Raw genomic sequence first — 21547 nt, 5'->3', positions numbered from 1 at the left:
TCGATCCGAAACGGCCCGTGGACACGCTCACCGAGCGAACCCCACGGGTCGTTTCGGCTGTCAAGCTGCTTAGGGCAGCCGAGCGTCGGAAGACCGGGCTGTTCCTCGCCGAGGGGTCCAATTCGGTGTCCGAGGCGCTGCACGCAGGCGTCGTGCACGAGCTCTTCTTTCGCGAGGACTCGGCCGAACGAAACGGCGCCGTCCTCGACCTGGCCCGGACCTCGGGAGTCCGTTCTCACGCCATCACGGAACGGGCAGCCAAGGGGCTGTCCGACACCGTCACTCCGCCAGGCATCATCGCTGTCTGTCGAACCATCGACGTGGCTTTGGAGAGAGCTCTCGGCGCGGCTCCACAGCTCGTCGCGGTTCCCGTCGAGGTATCCGAACCGGGTAATGCCGGAACGGTCATCCGAGTCGCAGATGCTGTCGGAGCGGACGCTGTCGTCCTGCTCGGCGACGCTGTAGATCCGCACAACGGGAAATGTGTGCGGGCGTCGGCCGGCAGCATCTTCCACCTCCCGATAGCTCGGGAAAGGTCGGTGGAGTCGGGACTCGATGCGCTACGACGTGCAGGTGTGACGATCCTCGCAACGGCCGCCGACGGGGAAGTGGACCTCGACGACGCCGACGATCTGTTGAGTGGTCCGACCGCGTGGTTGTTCGGCAACGAAGCACACGGCTTGTCCCCTGCAGTCGCTGCGGCGGCGGATCACCGCGTCAGGATCCCGATTCACGGTCGCGCAGAGAGCTTGAATCTCGCCACCGCCGCTGCAATCTGCCTGTATTCGAGCGCGCGCGCTCAGCGCAGGTCCAGCAGAAATTGATTTTGCACGTCGCCTAGGATCGCGAGTGTCGTCAAGCGACGCCCGAACCATCGGTGACACCCGAACCAACGGTGACACGAACGACCAAGGAGTTGCACTTCACGTGGCGAAGAAAGAAGCCGACTACGCCCAGCCGGTCGATCCGAACGTACTCGAGCCTGCTGCGCTCGATGCTGCCGCCGACGGGGCCGAGAAGGCATTCGCCGAGGCACACGACCTCGACGACCTGACGAAGGTCAAGATCGAGCACATCGGCAATCGAGCTCCTCTGGCACTGGCTCAACGAGCTCTCGGATCAATTCCTGGTGATCAGAAGGCCGACGCGGGCAAGCGCGTCAAGGGTGCGCGTGACCGCGTGCAGAAGGCGTTCGATGCTCGACGGGAAGTGCTGCTGGCCGAGCGCGACGCAGCAATTCTCGTCGCCGAGACGATCGACGTGACATTGCCGTCGGATCGCCGTCCGGTCGGGGCACGGCACCCCATCACGATCATCGCCGATCAAGTTGCCGACGTGTTCGTAGCCATGGGTTGGGAAGTCGAGGAAGGTCCCGAGGTCGAGACCGAGCACTTCAACTTCGACGCTCTGAACTTCCTTCCCGACCACCCTGCCCGCACCATGCAGGACACGTTCCACATCGCTCCCGAGGGATCACGACAAGTGCTGCGGACACACACCTCTCCGGTGCAGGTTCGGTCCATGCTGTCGCGTGAGGTTCCCATCTACGTTGTGTGCCCGGGGCGCACGTTCCGCACCGACGAACTCGATACGACGCACACCCCGGTCTTCCACCAGGTCGAAGGTCTCGCGATCGACAAGGGTCTGACGATGGCGAATCTTCGAGGAACCCTCGATGCGTTCGCTCGTGCCCTGTTCGGCGAGGAAACCCGCACACGTATGCGACCCAACTACTTTCCGTTCACCGAGCCCTCGGCCGAGGTCGACGTGTGGTTCCCCAAGAAGAAGGGTGGGCCGGGGTGGGTCGAGTGGGGCGGCTGCGGCATGGTCAACCCGAAGGTACTGCAGGCCAGTGGTATCGATCCCGAGGTGTACTCGGGCTTCGCCTTCGGTATGGGCCTCGAGCGAACGCTGCAGTTCCGCAACGACATTCCGGACATGCGTGACATCGTCGAGGGCGACATTCGCTTCACGTTGCCCTTCGGTGTCGGCGCCTGATCCGCGCAGCCTTGCGTTTCGACCAGACGAATCTTCCTACCATCTCTAGAAAGAGCTGAGCAGACGTGCGAGTTCCACAATCCTGGCTGACCGAGGTTCTGCAGCGCACTGCGCCGCAGTGGAAGGTGACACCCGAGGAGCTCGACGAAGGCTTCGTACGTGTCGGTTTCGAGGTCGAAGAGCTGGACTCGCTCGACAACGTCACAGGCCCACTGGTGGTCGGCCGCGTCACGACGATCACCGAGCTCACCGAGTTCAAGAAACCGATCAGGTTCTGCTTGGTGGACGTCGGTGCCGACGAACCCCAGGAAATCGTCTGTGGTGCACGAAATTTCGCCGAGGGCGACCTGATCGTGGCGGCGCTTCCCGGTAGCGTACTGCCCGGCGGGTTCGCGATTGCCGCGCGCGAGACGTACGGCAAGACCTCGAACGGCATGATCTGCTCGACGCTCGAACTCGGGCTCGGTCGCGATCACTCCGGAATCCTGGTGTTGCCCGACGGCACAGCTCAGCCGGGTGAGGACGCCAAAGTTGTTCTCGGGCTCGATGACTCGGTCATCGAACTGAATGTCACCCCGGATCGCGGATACGCGTTCTCGGTTCGTGGACTCGCTCGTGAGCTGGCGAGCAGCTTCGATCTGGAGTTCGCAGATCCAGCAGCGGGACCGGTGCAGAACAACGAGGGCGACACCTGGCCGACCTCTGTTGCACCGGACGCGAACGTCACGCGCTTCGCGTTGCGCAAGGTCAGCGGGATCGACCCCACCGCGGTGACCCCGTGGTGGCTGCAACGCCGACTCCTGCTCGCCGGAATCAGGCCCATCTCGGCTGCTGTGGACGTCACCAACTACGTGCTGTACGAGCTCGGGCAGCCACTGCACGCATTCGACGCAGCCAAGCTGACCGGCGGCATCGTCGTTCGCCGGGCCACTGCGGGGGAGAAGCTGAAGACCCTCGACGACGTGGAACGCACCCTCGATGCCGAGGACGTCGTGATCGCCGACGATTCGGGTGCGATCTCCTTGGCAGGCGTCATGGGTGGTGCATCCACGGAGGTCGACGACAGCACGGTCGAGGTGATCCTCGAAGCTGCGACGTTCGATCCGCTCGCTGTGTTCCGCACGGGCCGCAGGCACAAGCTATCGAGCGAGGCGAGCAAGCGTTTCGAACGCACCGTCGACTCGGCGTTGCCCGTTGCCGCGTTGGACCGTGCAGCTCAGCTGTTGGTCGAGATCGCGGGCGGACGCATCGAACCTCTGCTCACCGACATTGGCGGACAGCAGTCTTTCCCGCCGGTCCGCATGAGTCTCGACCTGCCGGATCGCGTCGCCGGTGTTTCGTACCCGAACGGCACGTCTTCGCACAGGCTCACCCAGATCGGCTGTGAGGTCGAGGTCGACGTCAACGAATCGGGCCACGGCGAACTGGTCGTGACACCGCCGACATGGCGTCCGGATCTGCAGCAGCCCGCCGATCTCGTCGAGGAAGTGCTTCGGCTCGAAGGGCTCGAGCAGATCCCGTCGATTCTGCCTGCGGCACCGGCAGGGCGAGGCCTTACCGCCACGCAGAAGCGGAAACGAGCCGTCGGCAAGTCGTTGGCATTCGCCGGCTATGTGGAGGTACTTCCGACGGTGTTCCTGCCCACGGGTGTGTTCGACACCTGGGGTCTGCCCGCCGACGATGTCAGACGTCGCACGGCGTCGGTACTCAATCCACTCGAGGCCGACCGCCCGGACCTGGCGACCACGATTCTGCCCGGCCTCCTCGAGATACTGGCCCGCAACGTCAGCCGTGGGCAACGCGATCTGTCGCTGTTCGGTATCGCGCAGGTCGTTCGTCCCGGTGATCACACCGTCGCGGTCGATGCGATCGCCGTGCATACGCGTCCGAGCGACGAGCAGATCGAGCATCTGCGCGGGTCGCTTCCGCATCAGCCGGTGTACGTCGGCGCTGTGCTGACCGGTTATCGCGATCCCTCGGGTCCCTGGGGGCCGGGCCGCGTCGGCGACGCATCCGATGCTTTCGCCGCTGCGCGCACTGTCGCCTCGGCCGCGGGTGTGGATATCGAGTTCCGCGCCGCGCAGTACCTGCCCTGGCATCCGGGTCGATGTGCGGAGATCCTCGTCGACGGCGTCGTCGTCGGACATGCGGGCGAGCTGCATCCTGCTGTCCTCGAGCGGGCCGAGTTGCCTGCTCGCACGTGCGCCGTGGAGATCAATCTCGACGCATTGCCGATCGTCGAAGCTCTTCCTGCGCCGATCGTGTCGCCGTTTCCTGCGGTGCTGCAGGATGTCGCCGTCGTCGTCGACGCATCGGTCCCTGCCGCAGATGTGGAGGCAGCGCTGAAGTCGGGAGCCGGCGATCTCCTCGAGAGCATCAGATTGTTCGATGTCTTCGAGGGTGACCAGGTGGGCGAGAACAGAAAATCGCTGGCGTTCGCACTGGTATTCCGCGGCAGCGAAGGAACGCTGACCGAAGCGCAGGCCACCGAGGCGCGAGATGCTGCCGTGGCTGCTGCGCAGGCTGCGGTTGGTGCCCGACTTCGCAGCTGAGTGCATTCCGAGTCCGTAACCCGAGTACCCAGTCAAAGTCCGTAGCCTGGATCGAAAGACGCTTTCCACATCTCGGGAGGAAGTATGACTACGGACGATCGAACCGATGTTGCGGTACTGCGCGAGGTACTCGTAGCGGTGAGTGGGCGCCCGGCGCTCGCGCCGGTTCACGCTGCGGCTGCGGCGCTGCTGGCCGACATCGACACGGCAGGAACGACAGTAGATCCTGAGGTGGTACCGCCGGGTGACATCCCGGACGTCGATATTCCGCAGACGACGCGGCCCCGAATCGATCAGCCGCTCGGCGATCCCCCTCTGCACGGAACACCGGGCGACCCGTCGCTGGGGATTCTCGATGCGGAACTCGTCGGCGACAGCACTATCGATCAGGCGATCGGTGGGGGAGTCAGCTCGGGCCTGTCCAACTACGAGTCGCCGACGGGTTTCACCGATCAGGGCGTCCCGACGTGGGACAGCGTCCGCAGCAAAGTCGAGAATCGCACCACGACCGCGCTCGGTCGCGAGGAACTCGACCACGAGACGCCCGCTGGCCGTACGCTCGACGATCAGTGGAACGAGCGAGAGGCTGCCGGCCGCAAGAAGCTCGACGAGATCAGACGGTCGATGAAAGACCGCTGAGGTCCAGGCACCCCGGCAATGAATGAGCTTGCATCATGATGCATAATCAATCGCATGAACGCTGTCAATGAAGACGCCCGGTCGTCTTCGCTTCGGATCGCGGTAGCCGGAGCGAGCGGATACGCGGGTGGCGAGATCCTGCGACTGTTACTCGGCCATCCGGGCGTCCAGTCAGGGCGACTCGTCATCGGCTCGCTCACCGCAGGTGGCAATGCGGGCGCAACGCTCGGTGAATTTCATCCGCACCTGTTGCCACTCGCCGATCGAGTTCTCGGAGAAACGACTCTCGACGAGTTGAATGGCCACGACGTGGTGTTCCTGGGCCTTCCACACGGCAAGTCTGCCGAGATCGCGCAGCAGCTTCCGGAGTCCGTCGTCATCATCGACTGCGGTGCAGACTTCCGGTTGTCCGACGCCTCCGCCTGGGAGAAGTACTACGGGTCGCCGCACGCGGGAACATGGCCGTACGGACTCCCCGAGTTGCCGGGCCACCGCGAGAAGCTCGTCGGCGCAACGCGTATCGCGGTGCCCGGCTGCTATCCGACGGTCGCGAGCCTAGCTTTGGCACCCGCCATCGCCGCCGGGATCGTCGAGCCCCGAGTGAACATCGTCGCGGTCACCGGCACCTCGGGTGCCGGCCGTGCCCCAAAGGCAGACCTGCTGGGTTCGGAGGTCATGGGATCGGTGCGCGCGTACGGAGTTGCGGGCGCACACCGGCATAATCCCGAAATGGTGCAGAACCTCTCGGCGTTGTCACCGGAGCCGGTGATCGTGTCGTTCATTCCTGTTCTCGCGCCGATGCCACGCGGCATCCTCGCCACGTGCACCGCGGTGACGACGGCGACGCAGGAGCAGGCCGTCGAGGTGTACGAAAAAGCCTATGCGGCAGAGCCGTTCGTTCACGTTCTCGGTCCGGGGCGACTGCCGCAGACCGGCGCGGTGATCGGCTCGAACGCAGTGCAGTTGAGCGTATCCGTCGACTCCGATGCGGGACTGCTGGTCGTCGTCGCCGCGATCGACAATCTGACCAAGGGCACCGCCGGCGCGGCCGTCCAATCCATGAACCTTGCACTTGGCATAACCGAGACCGACGGTCTCTCGACAGTAGGAGTCGCACCGTGACCAGCGCTTTCCAGACAGAGTCGACTTCGCTGGCGGGCAAACTTGTTCGCACACAAGGGGTTACGGCGCCTGCAGGCTTCCGGGGTGCAGGAATCGCGGCCGGCATCAAGGCGAATGGCAAGTCGGATCTGGCGCTCGTGTTCAACGAAGGGCCCGACACGGCAGCTGCGGGCGTCTTCACCCGGAACAAAGTCAAGGCGGCACCGGTGCTGTGGTCGCAGCAGGTATTGAGCGCCGGGAAGCTTCGCGCGGTCGTCCTCAACTCCGGCGGTGCCAACGCGTGCACCGGTTCTGGAGGATTTCAGGACACGCACCGCACGGCCGAAGAAGTGGCGACTGCGCTGAGCAATTGGGGCACCGAGACCGGTGCCGGCGAAGTAGCGGTGTGCTCGACCGGGCTCATCGGTGACCGGCTGCCGATGGACAAGCTCATTCCGGGCGTCTCCGAGGTCGTCCACGAACTGGCCGGTGGAATCTCCGGCGGTACCGACGCTGCGTACGCGATCATGACGACCGACACCGTCCCGAAGCAGGCGGCCTTCCACCACGTGGACAAGTGGAACGTCGGAGGAATGGCCAAAGGTGCGGGCATGCTTGCACCGTCCCTCGCCACCATGCTGAGCGTCGTCACCACCGATGCCGTGGCGACCGCAGACCAACTCGACACTGCCCTGCGCAACGCGACGCGCCTGTCCTACGACCGTCTCGATGTCGACGGCGCGACGTCGACCAACGACACGGTGTTGCTGCTGTCGTCCGGTGCGTCCGGCGTCACGCCCAGCCAGGAAGACTTGAATGCCGCAGTTCTGGCGGTGTGCGACGACTTGGCCGATCAGATGATGGCCGACGCCGAGGGCGTCACCAAGCGGGTGCGGGTCACCGTTTCCGGCGCGGTATCCGAAGACGATGCGCTGATCGGTGCACGGACCGTCGCGCGGGACAGCCTGGTCAAGACAGCGCTGTTCGGATCGGATCCCAACTGGGGCCGGGTGCTCGCGGCCATCGGCATCGCGCCCATCGAGCTCGATCCCGATCGAATTGCGGTCTCCTTCAACGGTAGTCCGGTCTGTGTCGACGGCGTCGGGGCGCCCGGTGCCCGCGAGGTCGATCTGACCGGCGAGGATATCGAGGTCACCATCGATCTCGGTCTCGGCGACTTCACCGTGAGCATCAGGACCACCGACCTCTCGCACGCGTACGTCGAAGAGAACTCGGCGTACTCGTCGTGACGCAATCGAACCTCGCCGCGACCCAGAAGGCACAGACTCTCGCCGCTGCACTGCCGTGGCTCCAGCGTCTGAGCGGCAAGATCGTCGTCGTGAAGTACGGCGGCAACGCCATGGTCGACGACGAACTCAAGCGCGCGTTCGCTGCCGACATGGTGTTTCTCCGGACGGTGGGATTGCATCCGGTCGTCGTCCACGGCGGTGGCCCACAGATCACGGCGATGCTCGCCCGGCTCGGCATGAGCGGCGAGTTCCGTGGCGGGTTCCGGGTCACGACGCCCGAGGTCATGGACATCGTCAGGATGGTCCTCTTCGGTCAGGTCGGTCGTGAACTCGTCGGCTTGATCAACAGTCACGGGCCGTACGCAGTAGGTATCTCGGGCGAGGATGCGCACTTGTTCACCGCGACGCGGCGTTCGGTGATGGTCGACGGCTCGGCGACGGACATCGGTCTGGTCGGCGACGTCACCTCGGTCAACCCGGACGCAGTTCTCGACCTGATCGGCGCAGGACGCATTCCGGTGGTCTCGACCATCGCTCCCGATGCCGACGGCGTCGTGCACAACATCAATGCCGACACTGCCGCTGCTGCTCTCGCCGAGGCGATCGGAGCCGAGAAGCTCGTCGTGCTCACCGATGTCGAAGGGCTGTACACCGATTGGCCGGACAGATCGTCGTTGGCGTCGGAGATCGACAGCGACACCCTCGCTGCACTGCTGCCCTCCCTCGACGCAGGCATGGTCCCCAAGATGGAGGCATGCCTGCGAGCAGTGCAAGGTGGCGTTCCGTCCGCTCACGTCATCGACGGACGCGTGCCCCACTCGGTACTCGTAGAACTCTTCACCGGTGAAGGAATCGGCACGATGGTATTGCCCACCCAGACCCAGACCCAGACCCAGACCTCAGGAGTCTCTTCATGAGCGAGCACACCTCGACACTCGACCTCCAGTCTCGGTGGTCGAAATCGTTGATGGACAACTACGGTGTGCCGCGCGTCGCTCTGGTGCGCGGTGAGGGCGCGGTGGTGACCGATGCCGACGGCAAGCAGTACCTGGATCTTCTCGCCGGTATCGCGGTGAACATCCTGGGCCACGCCCACCCCGCGGTCATCGACGCGGTGACGACCCAGCTGTCGACTCTCGGGCATACGTCCAACCTGTACGCGACCGAGCCAGGTATCGCACTGGCCGAGCAGTTGCTTGCGCACCTCGGTGCGAGCGTGCACGGCCGAGTATTTTTGTGCAACTCCGGTACCGAGGCGAACGAGGCCGCCTTCAAGATCGCGCGCCTCACCGGCCGGACGAAGATCATTGCCGCCGAGAAAGCATTCCACGGTCGCACGATGGGCGCGCTTGCGTTGACAGGCCAGCCCGACAAGCGCGCACCGTTCGAGCCGATGCCCGCCGGCGTGCAGCATGTGCCCTACGGCGATGTCGCGGCACTCGAAGCTGCGGTCGATTCCGACACCGCTGCAGTGTTCCTCGAGCCCATCATGGGTGAAAGTGGCGTCGTGGTTCCGCCGGACGGTTACCTGGTGGCTGCCCGCGAAATCACCGCGCGTCACGGCGCCCTGCTGATTCTCGACGAGGTGCAGACCGGCATCGGGCGGACCGGCTGGTTCTACGCGCACCAGGCAGTCGGGATCGTGCCGGATGTCATCACACTCGCAAAGGGACTCGGCGGTGGACTGCCGATCGGGGCGTGCATCGGTATCGGGGAGGCTGCGAATCTGCTGCATCCGGGCAAGCACGGCACCACGTTCGGTGGAAATCCGGTGTGCTCGTCCGCGGCTCTTGCCGTGCTGCGGACTGTCGCGGACGAGGACCTGATCTCCCACGCGGATCGACTCGGCAAGGTCATCAACACCTCGATCGAGGAACTGAACCATCCACTCGTGAATCACGTTCGCGGAGCCGGTCTGCTGCTCGGCATTGTGCTGAACAAGAAGATCGCCGCGAAAGCCGAAGCCACTGCACGCGATGCAGGGTTCCTGATCAATGCCGCTCAGCCCGACGTTCTACGCATAGCCCCGCCTCTCGTCCTGACGGAGGAGCAGGCGGCGTCGTTCGTCGCGGCACTGCCCGCAATTCTCGATTCTGCCGACGAAACGGATTGACCCATGGCACTGAAGAACTTCCTTCGCGACGACGATCTCACCCCGCAGCAGCAGGCCGAAGTTCTCGCTCTTGCAGCCGAACTCAAGCGCGCGCCCTTCTCCAAGCGGCCACTCGAAGGCCCACAGGGCGTCGGGGTCATCTTCGAGAAGAACTCCACGCGGACACGATTCTCCTTCGAGATCGGGATCGCACAGCTCGGTGGTCACGCGGTGGTCGTCGACGGTCAGAGCACACAGCTCGGACGCGAGGAGACATTGCAGGATACGGGCCGCGTGCTGTCCCGGTACGTCGAGGCCGTGGTGTGGCGCACGTTCGGGCAGAAGCGACTCGAACAAATGGCGACCGGGGCCACGGTCCCCATCGTCAACGCACTGTCCAACGAGTTCCACCCATGCCAGGTGCTTGCGGATCTGCAGACGTTGGCCGAGCGGAAGGGCGATCTGAAAGGGCTGAAGCTCGCCTACTTCGGTGACGGTGCCAACAACATGGCGCATTCGCTCCTCCTCGGGGGAGTGACGGCAGGCGTCGACGTGACGATCGCGGCGCCGAGAGAATTCGCGCCGATGGAATTCGTGCTCGACGCGGCCAAGGCGCGCGCCGCAGAAACTGGGGCGAGCATCACGATCACCGAGGACCCGTACGAGGCGGCCGCCGGTGCCGATGCACTCGTCACCGATACCTGGACCTCGATGGGACAGGAGAACGACGGTCTCGACCGAGTGGCTCCGTTCCGGCCGTACCGCATCGATACCGAATTGCTGTCGCGGGCAGCGTCCGATGTGCTTGTGCTGCACTGCCTTCCGGCGCATCGCGGCGAGGAGATAACTGACGAGGTGCTCGACGGTCCGCACAGCGTCGTGTGGGACGAGGCCGAGAACCGGCTGCACGCGCAGAAGGCTCTGTTGGTCTGGTTGCTCGAGCAGGCGCGACGTCCGTGAGCGAGGAAGTGTCGTCGGTTCCATTGACTGCATCGACCCGAGCGGGACGGCAAGCACGTATCGTCACGCTGCTGTCGACTCACCAGGTGCGTAGTCAGCCGGAGCTCGCGACGCTGCTTGCTTCGGAGGGAATCGATGTCACCCAGGCGACGCTGTCGCGTGATCTCGACGAGCTGGGTGCGGTGAAGTTACGCGCCGCCGACGGGGGAGCTGGGGTGTACATCGTGCCGGAAGACGGCAGCCCTGTCCGAGGAGTGTCGGGCGGTACCGACCGCCTGACGCGCCTGCTGGGAGAGCTGCTCGTCTCGACCGATTTCAGCGGAAATCAGACAGTTCTGCGCACCCCACCGGGTGCTGCCGGCTATCTGGCCAGTGCGCTCGACCGAGCCTCTCTCCGAGAAATCGTCGGAACCATTGCAGGGGACGACACCATCCTCCTGATCGCCAGGGAGCCGTTCACCGGCGGCGACTTGGCCGAGAAGATCGAAAAACTGGCCCGACGCGCTGACTAGCGCGGCGGCCGAACTTTACCAACTAAGGAGTACACACACCATGGCCGAACGCGTCGTTCTCGCCTACTCGGGCGGACTGGATACCTCCGTCGCCATCAGCTGGATCGGCAAGGAGACCGGTAAGGAGGTCGTTGCCGTCGCGATCGATCTCGGCCAGGGCGGGGAGGACATGGAGGTCGTCCGGCAGCGCGCACTCGACTGTGGCGCTGTGGAGTCCGTCGTCGTCGACGCCCGCAACGAGTTCGCCGACGAGTACTGCCTTCCCACGATCCAGAACAACGCGCTCTACATGGACCGATACCCGTTGGTGTCGGCCATCAGCCGTCCGTTGATCGTCAAGCATCTCGTCGACGCGGCTCGTTCGCACGGCGGAACCGTCGTAGCTCACGGCTGCACGGGCAAGGGCAACGACCAGGTGCGCTTCGAGGTCGGCTTCAACACACTCGCTCCCGAGCTCGACGTCCTCGCGCCGGTCCGCGACTACGCGTGGACACGCGAGAAGGCAATCGCGTTCGCCGAAGAGAACAAGATTCCGATCAACGTCAGCAAGAAGTCGCCGTTCTCGATCGACCAGAACGTGTGGGGACGGGCAGTCGAAACAGGGTTCCTCGAGGACCTGTGGAACGCCCCGACCAAGGACGTCTACGACTACACCCAGGATCCGACGGCCAACTGGCAGTCGCCCGACGAACTGATCATCGGTTTCGACAAGGGACGCCCGGTCAGCATCGACGGTCGTCCGGTGTCCGTGCTCGACGCGATCCAGGAGCTCAACACCCGTGCAGGCGCGCAGGGCGTCGGACGCCTCGATGTCGTCGAGGACCGTCTCGTCGGCATCAAGAGCCGTGAAATCTACGAGGCTCCTGGTGCGATGGTACTGATCCGTGCGCACGAAGAGCTCGAACACGTCACCCTCGAACGCGAGCTCGGCCGCTACAAACGCCACACCGACCAGAAGTGGGCCGAGTTGGTCTACGACGGTCTCTGGTACTCCCCGCTCAAGGGCGCTCTCGACACGTTCACCACGCACACCCAGGAGCACGTGTCTGGCGAAATTCGCCTCGCGCTCCACGCTGGTTCGATCATCGTCAACGGCCGGCGCAGCGAGGAATCGCTGTACGACTTCAATCTTGCAACCTACGACGAGGGCGACACGTTCGATCAGTCCTCGGCCAAGGGGTTCGTCCAGCTTCACGGTCTGTCGTCGAAGATTGCGAAGAAGAGGGACCTGGGCCTGTGAGCGAGCCGCACGGAACCAACGAAGGATCGCTCTGGGGCGGACGCTTCGCGTCCGGTCCCGCCGAGGCGATGGCAGCGCTGAGCAAGTCGACCCACTTCGACTGGGTACTCGCGCCGTACGACATCCGCGCGTCCATGGCGCACGCACGCGTTCTCAACGGTGCAGGTCTCCTCACCGCGCAGGACCTCGAGACCATGCTCGACGGTCTCACGCGTCTCGCCGCCGACGTCGCGTCCGGCGCGTTCGTCGCGGCCGAATCCGACGAGGATGTGCACGGGGCGCTCGAACGCGGTCTGATCGACCGGGTCGGCCCCGAGGTCGGTGGACGCCTGCGGGCGGGCCGCTCGCGCAACGATCAGGTCGCGACGCTGTTCCGTATGTGGCTGCGCGACGCTGTCCGCCGAGTTTCGGCCGGAGTGCTCGACGTCGTCGACGCCTTGGCGACGCAAGCAGCCGCCCACCCGGCAGCAGTCATGCCAGGCAAGACGCACTCGCAGGCAGCGCAGCCGGTTCTGCTTGCGCATCACCTGCTGGCCCACACTCACCCCCTGCTGCGCGATGTGCAGCGGTTCCAGGACTTCGACAAGCGAGCTGCGGTGTCGCCGTACGGCTCCGGAGCGCTGGCCGGATCCTCGCTCGGGCTCAGCCCGGAAAAGATCGCCGCCGAACTCGGTTTCGATTCCTCCGCGGAGAACTCGATCGATGCCACGTCCTCGCGGGATTTCGCGGCCGAGGCGTCGTTCGTGTTGGCGATGACGGCGGTCGACCTGTCGAGGCTTGCCGAGGAGATCGTGTCGTGGAGTACGCCCGAATACGGCTACGTCACCCTCGCCGACGCGTGGTCCACCGGCAGTTCGATCATGCCGCAGAAGAAGAACCCGGACGTCGCAGAACTGACTCGCGGCAAGACCGGGCGTCTGATCGGCAACCTCACAGGTCTGCTCGCGACGCTGAAGGCGCAGCCTTTGGCTTACAACAGGGACCTCCAGGAGGACAAGGAACCGGTCTTCGATTCGGTCGCGCAGCTGGAATTGCTGTTGCCTGCGCTTGCCGGTCTGGTCGGCACCCTCGAGTTCCATGTCGATCGGTTGGCCGAATTGGCTCCGGCCGGTTTCACTCTCGCGACGGACATCGCCGAGTGGATGGTGCGTCAGGGCATCCCGTTCAGGGTCGCGCACGAAGCGGCAGGCGCCTGCGTGAGAGCCGCGGAGGCACGCGGTGTCGGTCTCGACGAACTAACCGACGAGGAACTGGCAGCGATCGACCCGTCGTTGACGCCCGACGTCCGCGAGGTGCTGACCGTCGAAGGATCCATCTCGTCCCGAGACTCCCGCGGCGGTACCGCGGCAGTGCAAGTGGCGCACCAACTCGGCGGAGTGCGGTCCGCAGCGGAGGCGGCACGAGCGTGGCTTGCCACCGGTATCCCGGCACGCTGATGCACCAATAGATCAGGCTCGCCGGATTCAGCGCAGGCGGTGTGAGAAGCTTCTGGCAACGCAGTGAATGGGCGGTCGGGAACCGGGCCGTGAACGCAGCGATCGAGCGCAGGAGTTGTAGTGGTTGGACTGAATGCAGACGCGGTCCGCGGACCGTTGCGGCGCGCCGTCGCGACTGCACAGAACGGGCTCGAGGTCATCCGTCTCGGAGGCCTCGAAACCGAGGTCGATCCGTCTCCGTTCAAGGTCGTCGATCGTGAGCCGATGTATCGGCTACGTCGGTACTTTGCCGACGAGAACGAGGGCGTGTCCAAGCCCCCGGTGGTGTTGGTTCCGCCGATGATGGTGTCGGCCGACGTTTACGACGTCACCACGGAGAACGGTGCTGCCGGCATCCTGCGGGACATGGGTCTCGATCCGTGGGTGATCGATTTCGGGTCGCCCGACAGCGAGGAAGGTGGGTGGAGCCGCACGCTCGCCGATCACGTTGTCGCGATCAGCGAGGTCATCGACAAGGTCCACGAACACACCGGACGCGACGTGCATTTGGGTGGATACTCGCAGGGCGGCATGTTCTGCTACCAGGCCGCCGCATATCGCGGTGGGCGGAACCTCGCCAGCCTCATCACATTCGGCGCACCGGTGGACACACTCGCTGCATTGCCGCTCGGGATTCCCGCCGGCGTCGCAACGCGGGGTGCGGAGTTCCTGGCCGATCACGTGTTCACCAGGCTGGCTGTGTCGGGTTGGATGGCACGCACCGGTTTCCAGCTGCTCGATCCCGCCAAGACAGTGCGCTCGAGGCTCGATTTCCTCCGGCAGTTGCACGACCGGGAAGCGCTCCTGCCTCGTGAGCCGCAACGACGGTTCCTTGCGCTCGACGGGTGGGTCGCATGGTCGGGCCCGGCCGTTGCCGAGTTGCTCAAGCAGTTCGTGGTGCACAACCGCATGATGACGGGCGGTTTCGTCATCAAGGAACGACTGTTGACGTTGTCCGATCTGACGGTGCCGGTCTTGGCGTTCGTCGGCGAGGTCGATGATATCGGTCAGCCTCTGGCCGTTCGCGGAATCCGCCGCGCCGCTCCGCGCGCCGAGGTCTACGAAAGCACTTTGCGTGCAGGTCATTTCGGGCTCGTTGTCGGAAGCACCGCGACGGCGCAGACGTGGCCGACGACCGGCGAGTGGATTCGTTGGCGCGAAGGCATGGGGGAGCGACCCAACGCTGTACACGAGATGACGTACGACGAGCACCTCGATTCGGAGAGCGGAGTATCGGTCAGCAACCGAATCATCCACACGGCGGCCTCGATCGCGGAGGTCGGTGTCGGCGTCGGTCGCGGCCTCGCGGCGGCGGCGACAGGTGCAGTTCGCGGAACCCGGGAAATCTCGTCGGAGGCGGTTCGGACGCTGCCTCGTTTGGCGCGCCTCGGCCAGATGCAGCCGCACTCGACCGTCTCGCTCGGACGCCTGCTCGCCGAACAGGGCCGCAAGTCACCTGCAGGTGAATGCTTCTTGTTCGACGACCGGGTGCATACCTATCAGGCCGTCAACGTCCGGATCGACAACGTGGTCAAGGGCTTGATCGCTTCGGGTGTACGGCCGTCGGCGCGAATCGGGGTGCTGATGGAGACGCGGCCGAGCGCACTGGCGGCGGTCGCCGCTCTGTCGCGCATCGGCGCGATCGCTGTGCTGTTGCCTCCGGGCAGCGACCTCGAGGGCGCGCTCGCGGTCATGGATGTCGATACCGTGATCGCCGACCCCGAAAATCTGAAGTCGGCGACGCTCGTTGCCGCGAACGTTCTCGTCCTCGGGGGCGGTGACGCTCGGCAACTCGACATTCCCGGTGGCTCGGATGTCATCGACCTCGAAGCGATCGACCCGGATTCGGTTCGACTCCCCGCATGGTTCACGCCGAATCCTGGCCGTGCCCGGGAATTGGCGGTGGTGCTGTTCACCGCAACGGATCGCGGGCTCGAGCCTCGCTTCGTCACCAACCACCGGTGGGCGCTGTCGGCCTTCGGCACTGCAACCGCAGCAGCTCTCGGTGCCGGGGACACCGTGTACTGCCTCGCTCCGCTTCACCATTCCGCAGGACTTCTGGTCAGTGTCGGTGGCGCCCTCGCCGGAGGTTCGCGCATCGCGTTGTCCCGCGGACTCGATCCGACGCGGTTTGCCAGTGAGGTCTCGCGCTACGGCGTCACGGTCATCAGCTACACGTGGGCAATGATGCAGGGCATCCTGGACGAAGAGAATCTCGATCTCGACCGCAGTCATCCGGTACGTCTGTTCATCGGCTCCGGAATGCCTGTCGGATTGTGGAGGCGGACACTCGAAACATTCGCTCCGGCACGCGTACTGGAGTTCTACGCATCGACCGAGAACGACGTGATTCTGGCCAACGTCGGCGGTTCGAAAGTCGGATCCAAAGGCCGCCCGCTTCCCGGCAGCGCTCGAGTCGCGTTGGCCGCGTACGACCCCATCTCCGGCAGGCTCGAAGAAGACGACAACGGATTCGTGCGGATGTGCAGGGATGACGAGGTCGGTCTTCTCCTCGGCCGCCCGAGCAGCGACGGCGAGGTCCTGAGCCCGCTGATGCGTGGAGTGTTCGAACCGGGGGACTCGTGGGTGCCCACCGAAAACCTGTTCCGTCGAGACTCCGACGGTGACTACTGGCTTGTCGACCGCAAGGACACCGTCGTCAAGACCGCTCGCGGGCCAGTGTTCACGCAGCCGATCATCGATGCTCTCGGCGAACTCCCCTCTGTGCAGTCCGTGGTCGTGTATGGGGTGGACACCGGTGGTGATTCGCGTGTGGCTCGGCGGCTCGACCACGCCGACGAGATTGCCGTGTGCGGTATCTCGGTGCGCGGCGCCAACACCTTGCCCGCCAAGACCGTCACCGACGCCGTCGCGGTTCTGCTTCCCGTGCAACGTCCGGACATCGTGCACATCGTCGACAGCATCCCGCTCGGCCGCGCTTACCGCCCGCGCGCATCCGTCCTGCAGAAGCAGGGGATTCCGGCGCCGAGCGCTCGGGCGTGGTACTACGACACCGCTTCCAGTTCGTACCGACGATTGACCAAAGCTGTTGCCGCGGAACGGTTCGGCAGGGTGGACGACAGTACCGGTGGATCAGCCTGATTCCGACGTACTGGAGTCGGCTAGGTTGTGCTCATAGAGCTGTTCGATGTGGAGTCGGGTATCCGCGGGGCAGTGAACGGACGAGAAAAAGGAATTTTGACGTGGCAATCGACAAGACACTCCTCGGCATCCTCGCGTGCCCGGTCGACAAGGGACCACTGCTGCTGGTGGAGAACGAGTTGCTCTACAACCCGCGTCTTCGTCGTGCGTACCCGATCGAGAACGGAATACCGGTGCTGCTCACCGATGACGCAAGGGACGTCGACGACGCCGAGCACGAGTCGATTATCGCTCGCGCGCAGTCCTAGGGAAGTTCGCCGGTAAGGTAGCGCTGCAGGGTCGGCGCCACCGATGCGACGACCTTCTCGGCCGGCGTCGATGCGAGTGGTTCCAGCTTCAGGATGTGTCGGGTGAGCAGGACCCCGGACATTTGGGATGCAACCAGGTTGACGCGGAGTTGGCCGGACCCCGCAGGGTGGTCGACGCGTTCGGCGATGTCCTTCAGGACGATGTGCATCAGAAACGTTCCGAGTAGAGTGGTGTCGCCCCCTGCAATCATGGCGCGAAAGGCCGCGACGACGGCTTCTCCGGCCTCGGATTCCCACACCGCCAGCACAGCGGTGATGAGTGCCTCGCCCAGGTCTTCCGTGTCGGCTGCCAGCACCGGGCCGAGCACGACCGCCGGATCGGTGGGTAGTGCGATGCAGGCGACGAACAACTCTCGTTTGGTTCCGAAATAGTGATGAACGAGCGCTGAGTCCACGCCCGCTTCGGCGGCGACCGCCCGGACCGAGGTCTTGTCGAATCCTGTTGCTGCAAAGCGGGCCCGTGCGACAGCCAAGATGGTCTCGCGGGTGCCGGGGCGTCCCGGTCTACGTCCGGTTCGGATCTGTTCGGTCACGGCGTGCGGCGTCGCAGTGTTGCGGCCGCTGCGCACAGCGCAACGATGGTGAATCCGAGCACGACCCCGATGTCGAGGGCCATCCGACTCGTGAAGTCGGGATTCGAGGAAATCTGTTGCAGTGCATCGACTGCGTAGCTCAGGGGGAGTACGTTGCTGATCGCGTGTAACCAGTCGGGCATCTGGTCGCGGGGAACGAGCAGTCCGCACAGAAACAGCTGCGGCACGACAACGACGGGCATGAACTGAACGGCTTGGAATTCGGTGCGGGCGAATGCGCTGCACAGCAGCCCGATGGCCACGCCGAGAACGGCATTCAGTACGGCAACGACGATGACCCATCCGATCGAACCGGCTGTGGACAAACCGAGTAGGCCGAACGCGACGCCGCACGCGAGAATCCCTTGCAGCACTGCAGCTATCGAGAACGCCGATGCGTAGCTTGCCAGGAGGTCCAGTTTGGACATCGGTGTGGTGAGCAGACGCTCGAGGGTCCCCGAGCTCCGCTCCCGCTGCATGGCTATCGACGTGATCAGAAACATCACCACGAACGGCAGGATGCCGAGCATGGTGATGGCGATTCGATCGAACAAGGGCGGACTTCCCGGCGCCGTCGGGTAGTCCTGATACAGGAAGTAGATCAGCACCATCAGCAGAGCCGGCACGAGGAGAATCATCGCGACCGTCCGTCGATCTTCCCGAAGCTGACGGAGGATTCGTCCGGTGCCTGCAGCGTAGATCTGCATGCTCATGACGCGATCTCCAGATTCTGCGTGGTTCGAATGAGCGTGAGGAATGCGTGTTCGAGGTTGGTTTCTCCGGTGCGCTTCAACAGTTCGTCGGGAGTGAGCTGGGCCAGCACGGAACCGTCACGCATGAGGATCAGGTCCGCGCAGTGCTCGGCCTCTTCCATGACGTGACTCGACACCAGAAGCGTGGTGCCACTGCGGGCGATGTCCTCGAAACGTGCCCACAGTTCGGCTCTGAGCACAGGGTCGAGCCCGACCGTCGGTTCGTCCAGTACGAGTAACTCCGGTTCGGCGACGAGAGCACTGGCCAAGGACACGCGTCCCAACTGACCGCCCGATAGTTGGCCGGCGAGCGAGCGTGTGTGGTCCGCAAGTCCGACGGCCTCGATAGCGGAGGTCACCGACTGTCCATCGCGGCCGTACAGAGCGGCGAAATATCTGACGTTGTCGCGGACGGTGAGGTCGCGGTACACGCTCGGTGCCTGCGTCACGTAGCCGACTTTGCGTCGCAGTTCTTTCGTCCCTGCCGGCGATCCCAGTACCGTCACGCTCCCCGATACGACCTTCTGTGTGCCGACGATCGATCTCATCAATGTCGTCTTGCCGCACCCTGACGGACCGAGAAGTCCAGTGATGGTGCCCGGTGGGATGGACAGATTCACGTCGTTGAGGACGGTGCGTCCGCCGCGTTCGACAACGAGGGAATCGACGACAACGGCTGGGTCAGGCATGACGCCCTCCTAAGGATTTCATCATTTGATGAAATCATCGTGTGATGAATTTAAGCCTGCCGTCCGATCCGGTCAAGGGGTGCGGGCAAGATTGGTGGATGTGGACGTCGACATCCTGAGGGCACATCCGATCGAGGCAGCTCGGAGTCTGGTCGGCGCTCGGATCCGGACTGGAGATGTCGTGGTGCGGATCGTCGAAGTGGAGGCGTACGGCGGCCCGGATGCGGGGGCGTGGCCGGATCCGGCAGCGCACTCCTTCCGCGGCCCGACACCGCGAAACTCGGTGATGTTCGGACCTGCCGGGCGGTTGTACGTCTACCTGAGCTACGGGATGCACCTGTGCATGAACATCACGTGTGGTCCTGACGGCGACGCGGGTGCCGTGTTGCTTCGCGCAGGAGAAGTCGTCGAGGGAATCGAGACTGTCCGCGCGCGGAGGGGGCAGCGACCGGGTGTGGCAAAGATGGCCAGCGGACCCGGAAATCTAGGGCAAGCGCTCGGCGTCACGCTGGGCGACAACGGAATCGATGTGCTCGATCGCGCTTCGTCTTTCGTGTTGGTGGACCGTACGGACGTCGACGTGGACATCGACATCGCCGAAGGTCCGCGAGTCGGCGTGAGCACCGCAGCCGACAGACCGTGGCGGTTCTGGATCCGAGACTCTGCGTCGGTATCGAGCTACCGACGGAGTCCACGGGCCGCACCGGCCTGACCGTCCGCAATCGGCAACAGCAGGGCTGGCGTACCCAGGTGTGTAGCGATGCGGGAAGATCGACGTCGTGAGTAAGAACATCATCGACGAACTGACCTGGCGCGGATTGATCGCGCAGTCCACCGACGTGGACGAACTGAAGAAGGCGACGTCCGACGGCCCGATCACTGTGTATGCGGGTTTCGACCCGACCGGACCGAGTCTTCACGCAGGTCATTTAGTTCCGTTGTTGGCGCTCAAGAGATTTCAACGAGCGGGTCACCGCCCGATTGTCATGGCAGGCGGTGCCACCGGGCTCATCGGCGATCCGCGTGACGTGGGCGAGCGGGTCATGAACTCGTCCGAGACCGTCTCCGACTGGGCTGACCGCATCCGCGGCCAGCTCGAGCGTTTCGTCGAGTTCGACGACAGTCCGACCGGCGCGCTCGTGGAAAACAACCTGAACTGGACGGGTGAACTGACGGCGATCGACTTCCTTCGGGACATCGGTAAGCACTTCTCGATCAATGTCATGTTGGCCCGCGACACCGTGAAGACTCGCCTCGCGGGGGACGGTATGTCGTACACCGAGTTCAGCTACATGCTTCTGCAGGCCAACGACTTCGTTCAGCTTCGGCGGACCTACGGGTGCACCATGCAGATCGGTGGATCCGATCAATGGGGCAACATAATCGCGGGCGTGGAACTGAATCGGCGCACGGATGCGGAATCCGTTCACGGGTTGACCGTCCCGCTGGTGACCTCGGCCGACGGCAAGAAGTTCGGTAAGTCGACGGGTGGCGGAAGCCTGTGGCTGGATCCGGACATGACGAGCCCGTACGCCTGGTACCAGTACTTCGTGAACACCGGCGACGCGGATGTCGTGAAGTACCTGCGATGGTTCACGTTCCTCGAGCAGGATGAACTCGCCGCGCTGGACGAAGCTACGCGCGAGCGTCCGCACGCCAGGGAGGCGCAGAAGCGTCTTGCCGCCGAGATGACGACGCTCGTGCACGGCGAGGCGAATACCCGGGCCGTGGAACTGGCAAGTCAGGCGCTGTTCGGCCGTGCGGAGCTCGGTGACCTCGACGAGCAGACGCTAGCGGCGGCGTTGGGTGAAACCTCGGTGGCGGAGCTGTCGGTGGGGGAGCAGTCGACCATCGTCGACCTCCTGGTGGCGACCGGATTGTCGGAGAGCAAGAGCGCAGCACGCCGCGCGGTGAAGGAAGGCGGCGCGTCGGTCAACAACCAGAAGATCGCCGACGAAGAGTGGATTCCGTCGCCTGAAGACCTGCTGCACGGCCGATGGCTCGTCGTGCGACGTGGAAAACGAAACTTCGCGGGCGTTCGCATGAGCTGACGCCGGCCAGGACAGGAGTGTCGCGAGTCACACTCGTGTAATTCTCGGTTCCTGACGGGTGGGGCGGCTCGAACCAGGTCGCTACCTCGGTGTTTGCCGGGGAGTGACCTGGCGACCTGGGGATTTGACGCGGCGTTCTCGCTCGCGTAACTTTTGTCGAGTCAGAGCGACGGACACCGACCAGGTCTTCACGG

19 protein-coding genes are annotated in these 21547 nt (G+C 64.4%); 16 read left to right on the top strand and 3 right to left on the bottom strand.

Features of this window, described 5'->3' with window-relative positions; genetic code table 11:
• The first annotated feature begins 17 nt into the window (after nucleotides 1-17).
• The 14 genes from ACODSO_RS27275 to ACODSO_RS27210 all read left to right on the top strand — a co-directional run bounded on the left by ACODSO_RS27275 (nucleotide 18) and on the right by ACODSO_RS27210 (nucleotide 17229).
• Nucleotides 18-824 carry a TrmH family RNA methyltransferase gene (locus ACODSO_RS27275; RefSeq protein ID WP_489039814.1) on the top strand — a complete coding sequence of 269 codons (807 nt, stop codon included), beginning with the start codon at nucleotides 18-20 and terminating at the stop codon, nucleotides 822-824.
• A 103-nt stretch (nucleotides 825-927) separates the two neighbouring features.
• Nucleotides 928-1998 (top strand): phenylalanine--tRNA ligase subunit alpha, encoded by a 1071-nt coding sequence (pheS, locus tag ACODSO_RS27270; RefSeq protein WP_489039813.1) that lies wholly within the window; start codon nucleotides 928-930, stop codon nucleotides 1996-1998.
• 65 nt (nucleotides 1999-2063) lie between these two features.
• Nucleotides 2064-4550 carry a phenylalanine--tRNA ligase subunit beta gene (gene pheT / locus ACODSO_RS27265; RefSeq protein ID WP_489039812.1) on the top strand — a complete coding sequence of 829 codons (2487 nt, stop codon included), beginning with the start codon at nucleotides 2064-2066 and terminating at the stop codon, nucleotides 4548-4550.
• A gap of 84 nt (nucleotides 4551-4634) precedes the next feature.
• Entirely contained in the window at nucleotides 4635-5189 is a 555-nt protein-coding gene (locus ACODSO_RS27260; RefSeq protein ID WP_489039811.1) for a hypothetical protein, read from the top strand.
• 54 nt (nucleotides 5190-5243) lie between these two features.
• On the top strand, nucleotides 5244-6311 hold the full coding sequence (gene argC, locus ACODSO_RS27255) for an N-acetyl-gamma-glutamyl-phosphate reductase (RefSeq protein ID WP_489039810.1): 1068 nt from the start codon (nucleotides 5244-5246) through the stop codon (nucleotides 6309-6311).
• Entirely contained in the window at nucleotides 6308-7540 is a 1233-nt protein-coding gene (gene argJ / locus ACODSO_RS27250; RefSeq protein WP_489039809.1) for a bifunctional glutamate N-acetyltransferase/amino-acid acetyltransferase ArgJ, read from the top strand. Before argC ends, argJ begins: the two co-directional genes overlap by 4 nt.
• Nucleotides 7537-8457 (top strand): acetylglutamate kinase, encoded by a 921-nt coding sequence (gene argB, locus ACODSO_RS27245; RefSeq protein WP_489039808.1) that lies wholly within the window; start codon nucleotides 7537-7539, stop codon nucleotides 8455-8457. Before argJ ends, argB begins: the two co-directional genes overlap by 4 nt.
• On the top strand, nucleotides 8454-9653 hold the full coding sequence (locus ACODSO_RS27240) for an acetylornithine transaminase (RefSeq protein WP_489039807.1): 1200 nt from the start codon (nucleotides 8454-8456) through the stop codon (nucleotides 9651-9653). The genes argB and ACODSO_RS27240 overlap by 4 nt, the downstream gene beginning before the upstream one ends.
• 3 nt (nucleotides 9654-9656) lie before the next feature.
• Nucleotides 9657-10592, top strand: a complete 936-nt coding sequence (gene argF, locus ACODSO_RS27235) for an ornithine carbamoyltransferase (protein WP_489039806.1) — start codon at nucleotides 9657-9659, stop codon at nucleotides 10590-10592.
• Entirely contained in the window at nucleotides 10589-11104 is a 516-nt protein-coding gene (locus ACODSO_RS27230) for an arginine repressor (RefSeq protein WP_489039805.1), read from the top strand. Before argF ends, ACODSO_RS27230 begins: the two co-directional genes overlap by 4 nt.
• Before the next feature lie 40 nt (nucleotides 11105-11144).
• On the top strand, nucleotides 11145-12344 hold the full coding sequence (locus ACODSO_RS27225) for an argininosuccinate synthase (RefSeq protein ID WP_489039804.1): 1200 nt from the start codon (nucleotides 11145-11147) through the stop codon (nucleotides 12342-12344).
• Nucleotides 12341-13780: an argininosuccinate lyase gene (gene argH, locus ACODSO_RS27220; protein WP_068376184.1), complete on the top strand. Its 1440-nt coding sequence runs from the start codon at nucleotides 12341-12343 to the stop codon at nucleotides 13778-13780. Before ACODSO_RS27225 ends, argH begins: the two co-directional genes overlap by 4 nt.
• Before the next feature lie 120 nt (nucleotides 13781-13900).
• Nucleotides 13901-16921: an AMP-binding protein gene (locus ACODSO_RS27215; protein ID WP_489039803.1), complete on the top strand. Its 3021-nt coding sequence runs from the start codon at nucleotides 13901-13903 to the stop codon at nucleotides 16919-16921.
• A gap of 101 nt (nucleotides 16922-17022) precedes the next feature.
• On the top strand, nucleotides 17023-17229 hold the full coding sequence (locus tag ACODSO_RS27210; protein WP_068376177.1) for a Trm112 family protein: 207 nt from the start codon (nucleotides 17023-17025) through the stop codon (nucleotides 17227-17229).
• Here ACODSO_RS27210 and ACODSO_RS27205 read toward each other — a convergent pair.
• From ACODSO_RS27205 to ACODSO_RS27195, 3 genes are read right to left on the bottom strand one after another with little or no spacing between them, the layout of a single operon-like run.
• Nucleotides 17226-17822, bottom strand: a complete 597-nt coding sequence (locus ACODSO_RS27205; protein ID WP_489039802.1) for a TetR/AcrR family transcriptional regulator — start codon at nucleotides 17820-17822, stop codon at nucleotides 17226-17228. The two genes, ACODSO_RS27210 and ACODSO_RS27205, sit on opposite strands and share 4 nt — an antisense overlap.
• Nucleotides 17819-18574 (bottom strand): ABC transporter permease, encoded by a 756-nt coding sequence (locus ACODSO_RS27200; RefSeq protein WP_068376171.1) that lies wholly within the window; start codon nucleotides 18572-18574, stop codon nucleotides 17819-17821. The genes ACODSO_RS27205 and ACODSO_RS27200 overlap by 4 nt, the downstream gene beginning before the upstream one ends.
• Nucleotides 18571-19302, bottom strand: coding sequence for an ABC transporter ATP-binding protein (locus ACODSO_RS27195; RefSeq protein ID WP_489039801.1), 732 nt, complete (start codon nucleotides 19300-19302; stop codon nucleotides 18571-18573). Before ACODSO_RS27195 ends, ACODSO_RS27200 begins: the two co-directional genes overlap by 4 nt.
• Nucleotides 19303-19402: 100 nt before the next feature.
• Between ACODSO_RS27195 and ACODSO_RS27190 the strand changes: the two genes are divergently transcribed.
• Both ACODSO_RS27190 and tyrS read left to right on the top strand, forming a co-directional pair.
• Entirely contained in the window at nucleotides 19403-20014 is a 612-nt protein-coding gene (locus ACODSO_RS27190; protein ID WP_489039800.1) for a DNA-3-methyladenine glycosylase, read from the top strand.
• A gap of 67 nt (nucleotides 20015-20081) precedes the next feature.
• Nucleotides 20082-21353, top strand: a complete 1272-nt coding sequence (gene tyrS / locus ACODSO_RS27185; protein WP_489039799.1) for a tyrosine--tRNA ligase — start codon at nucleotides 20082-20084, stop codon at nucleotides 21351-21353.
• Nucleotides 21354-21547 lie beyond the last annotated feature (194 nt).

The organism is Rhodococcus sp. FG69 (assembly GCF_057808915.1).
Note: the sequence above shows the minus strand (reverse complement) of the source record. Positions and strands in the feature narration are given on the sequence as shown.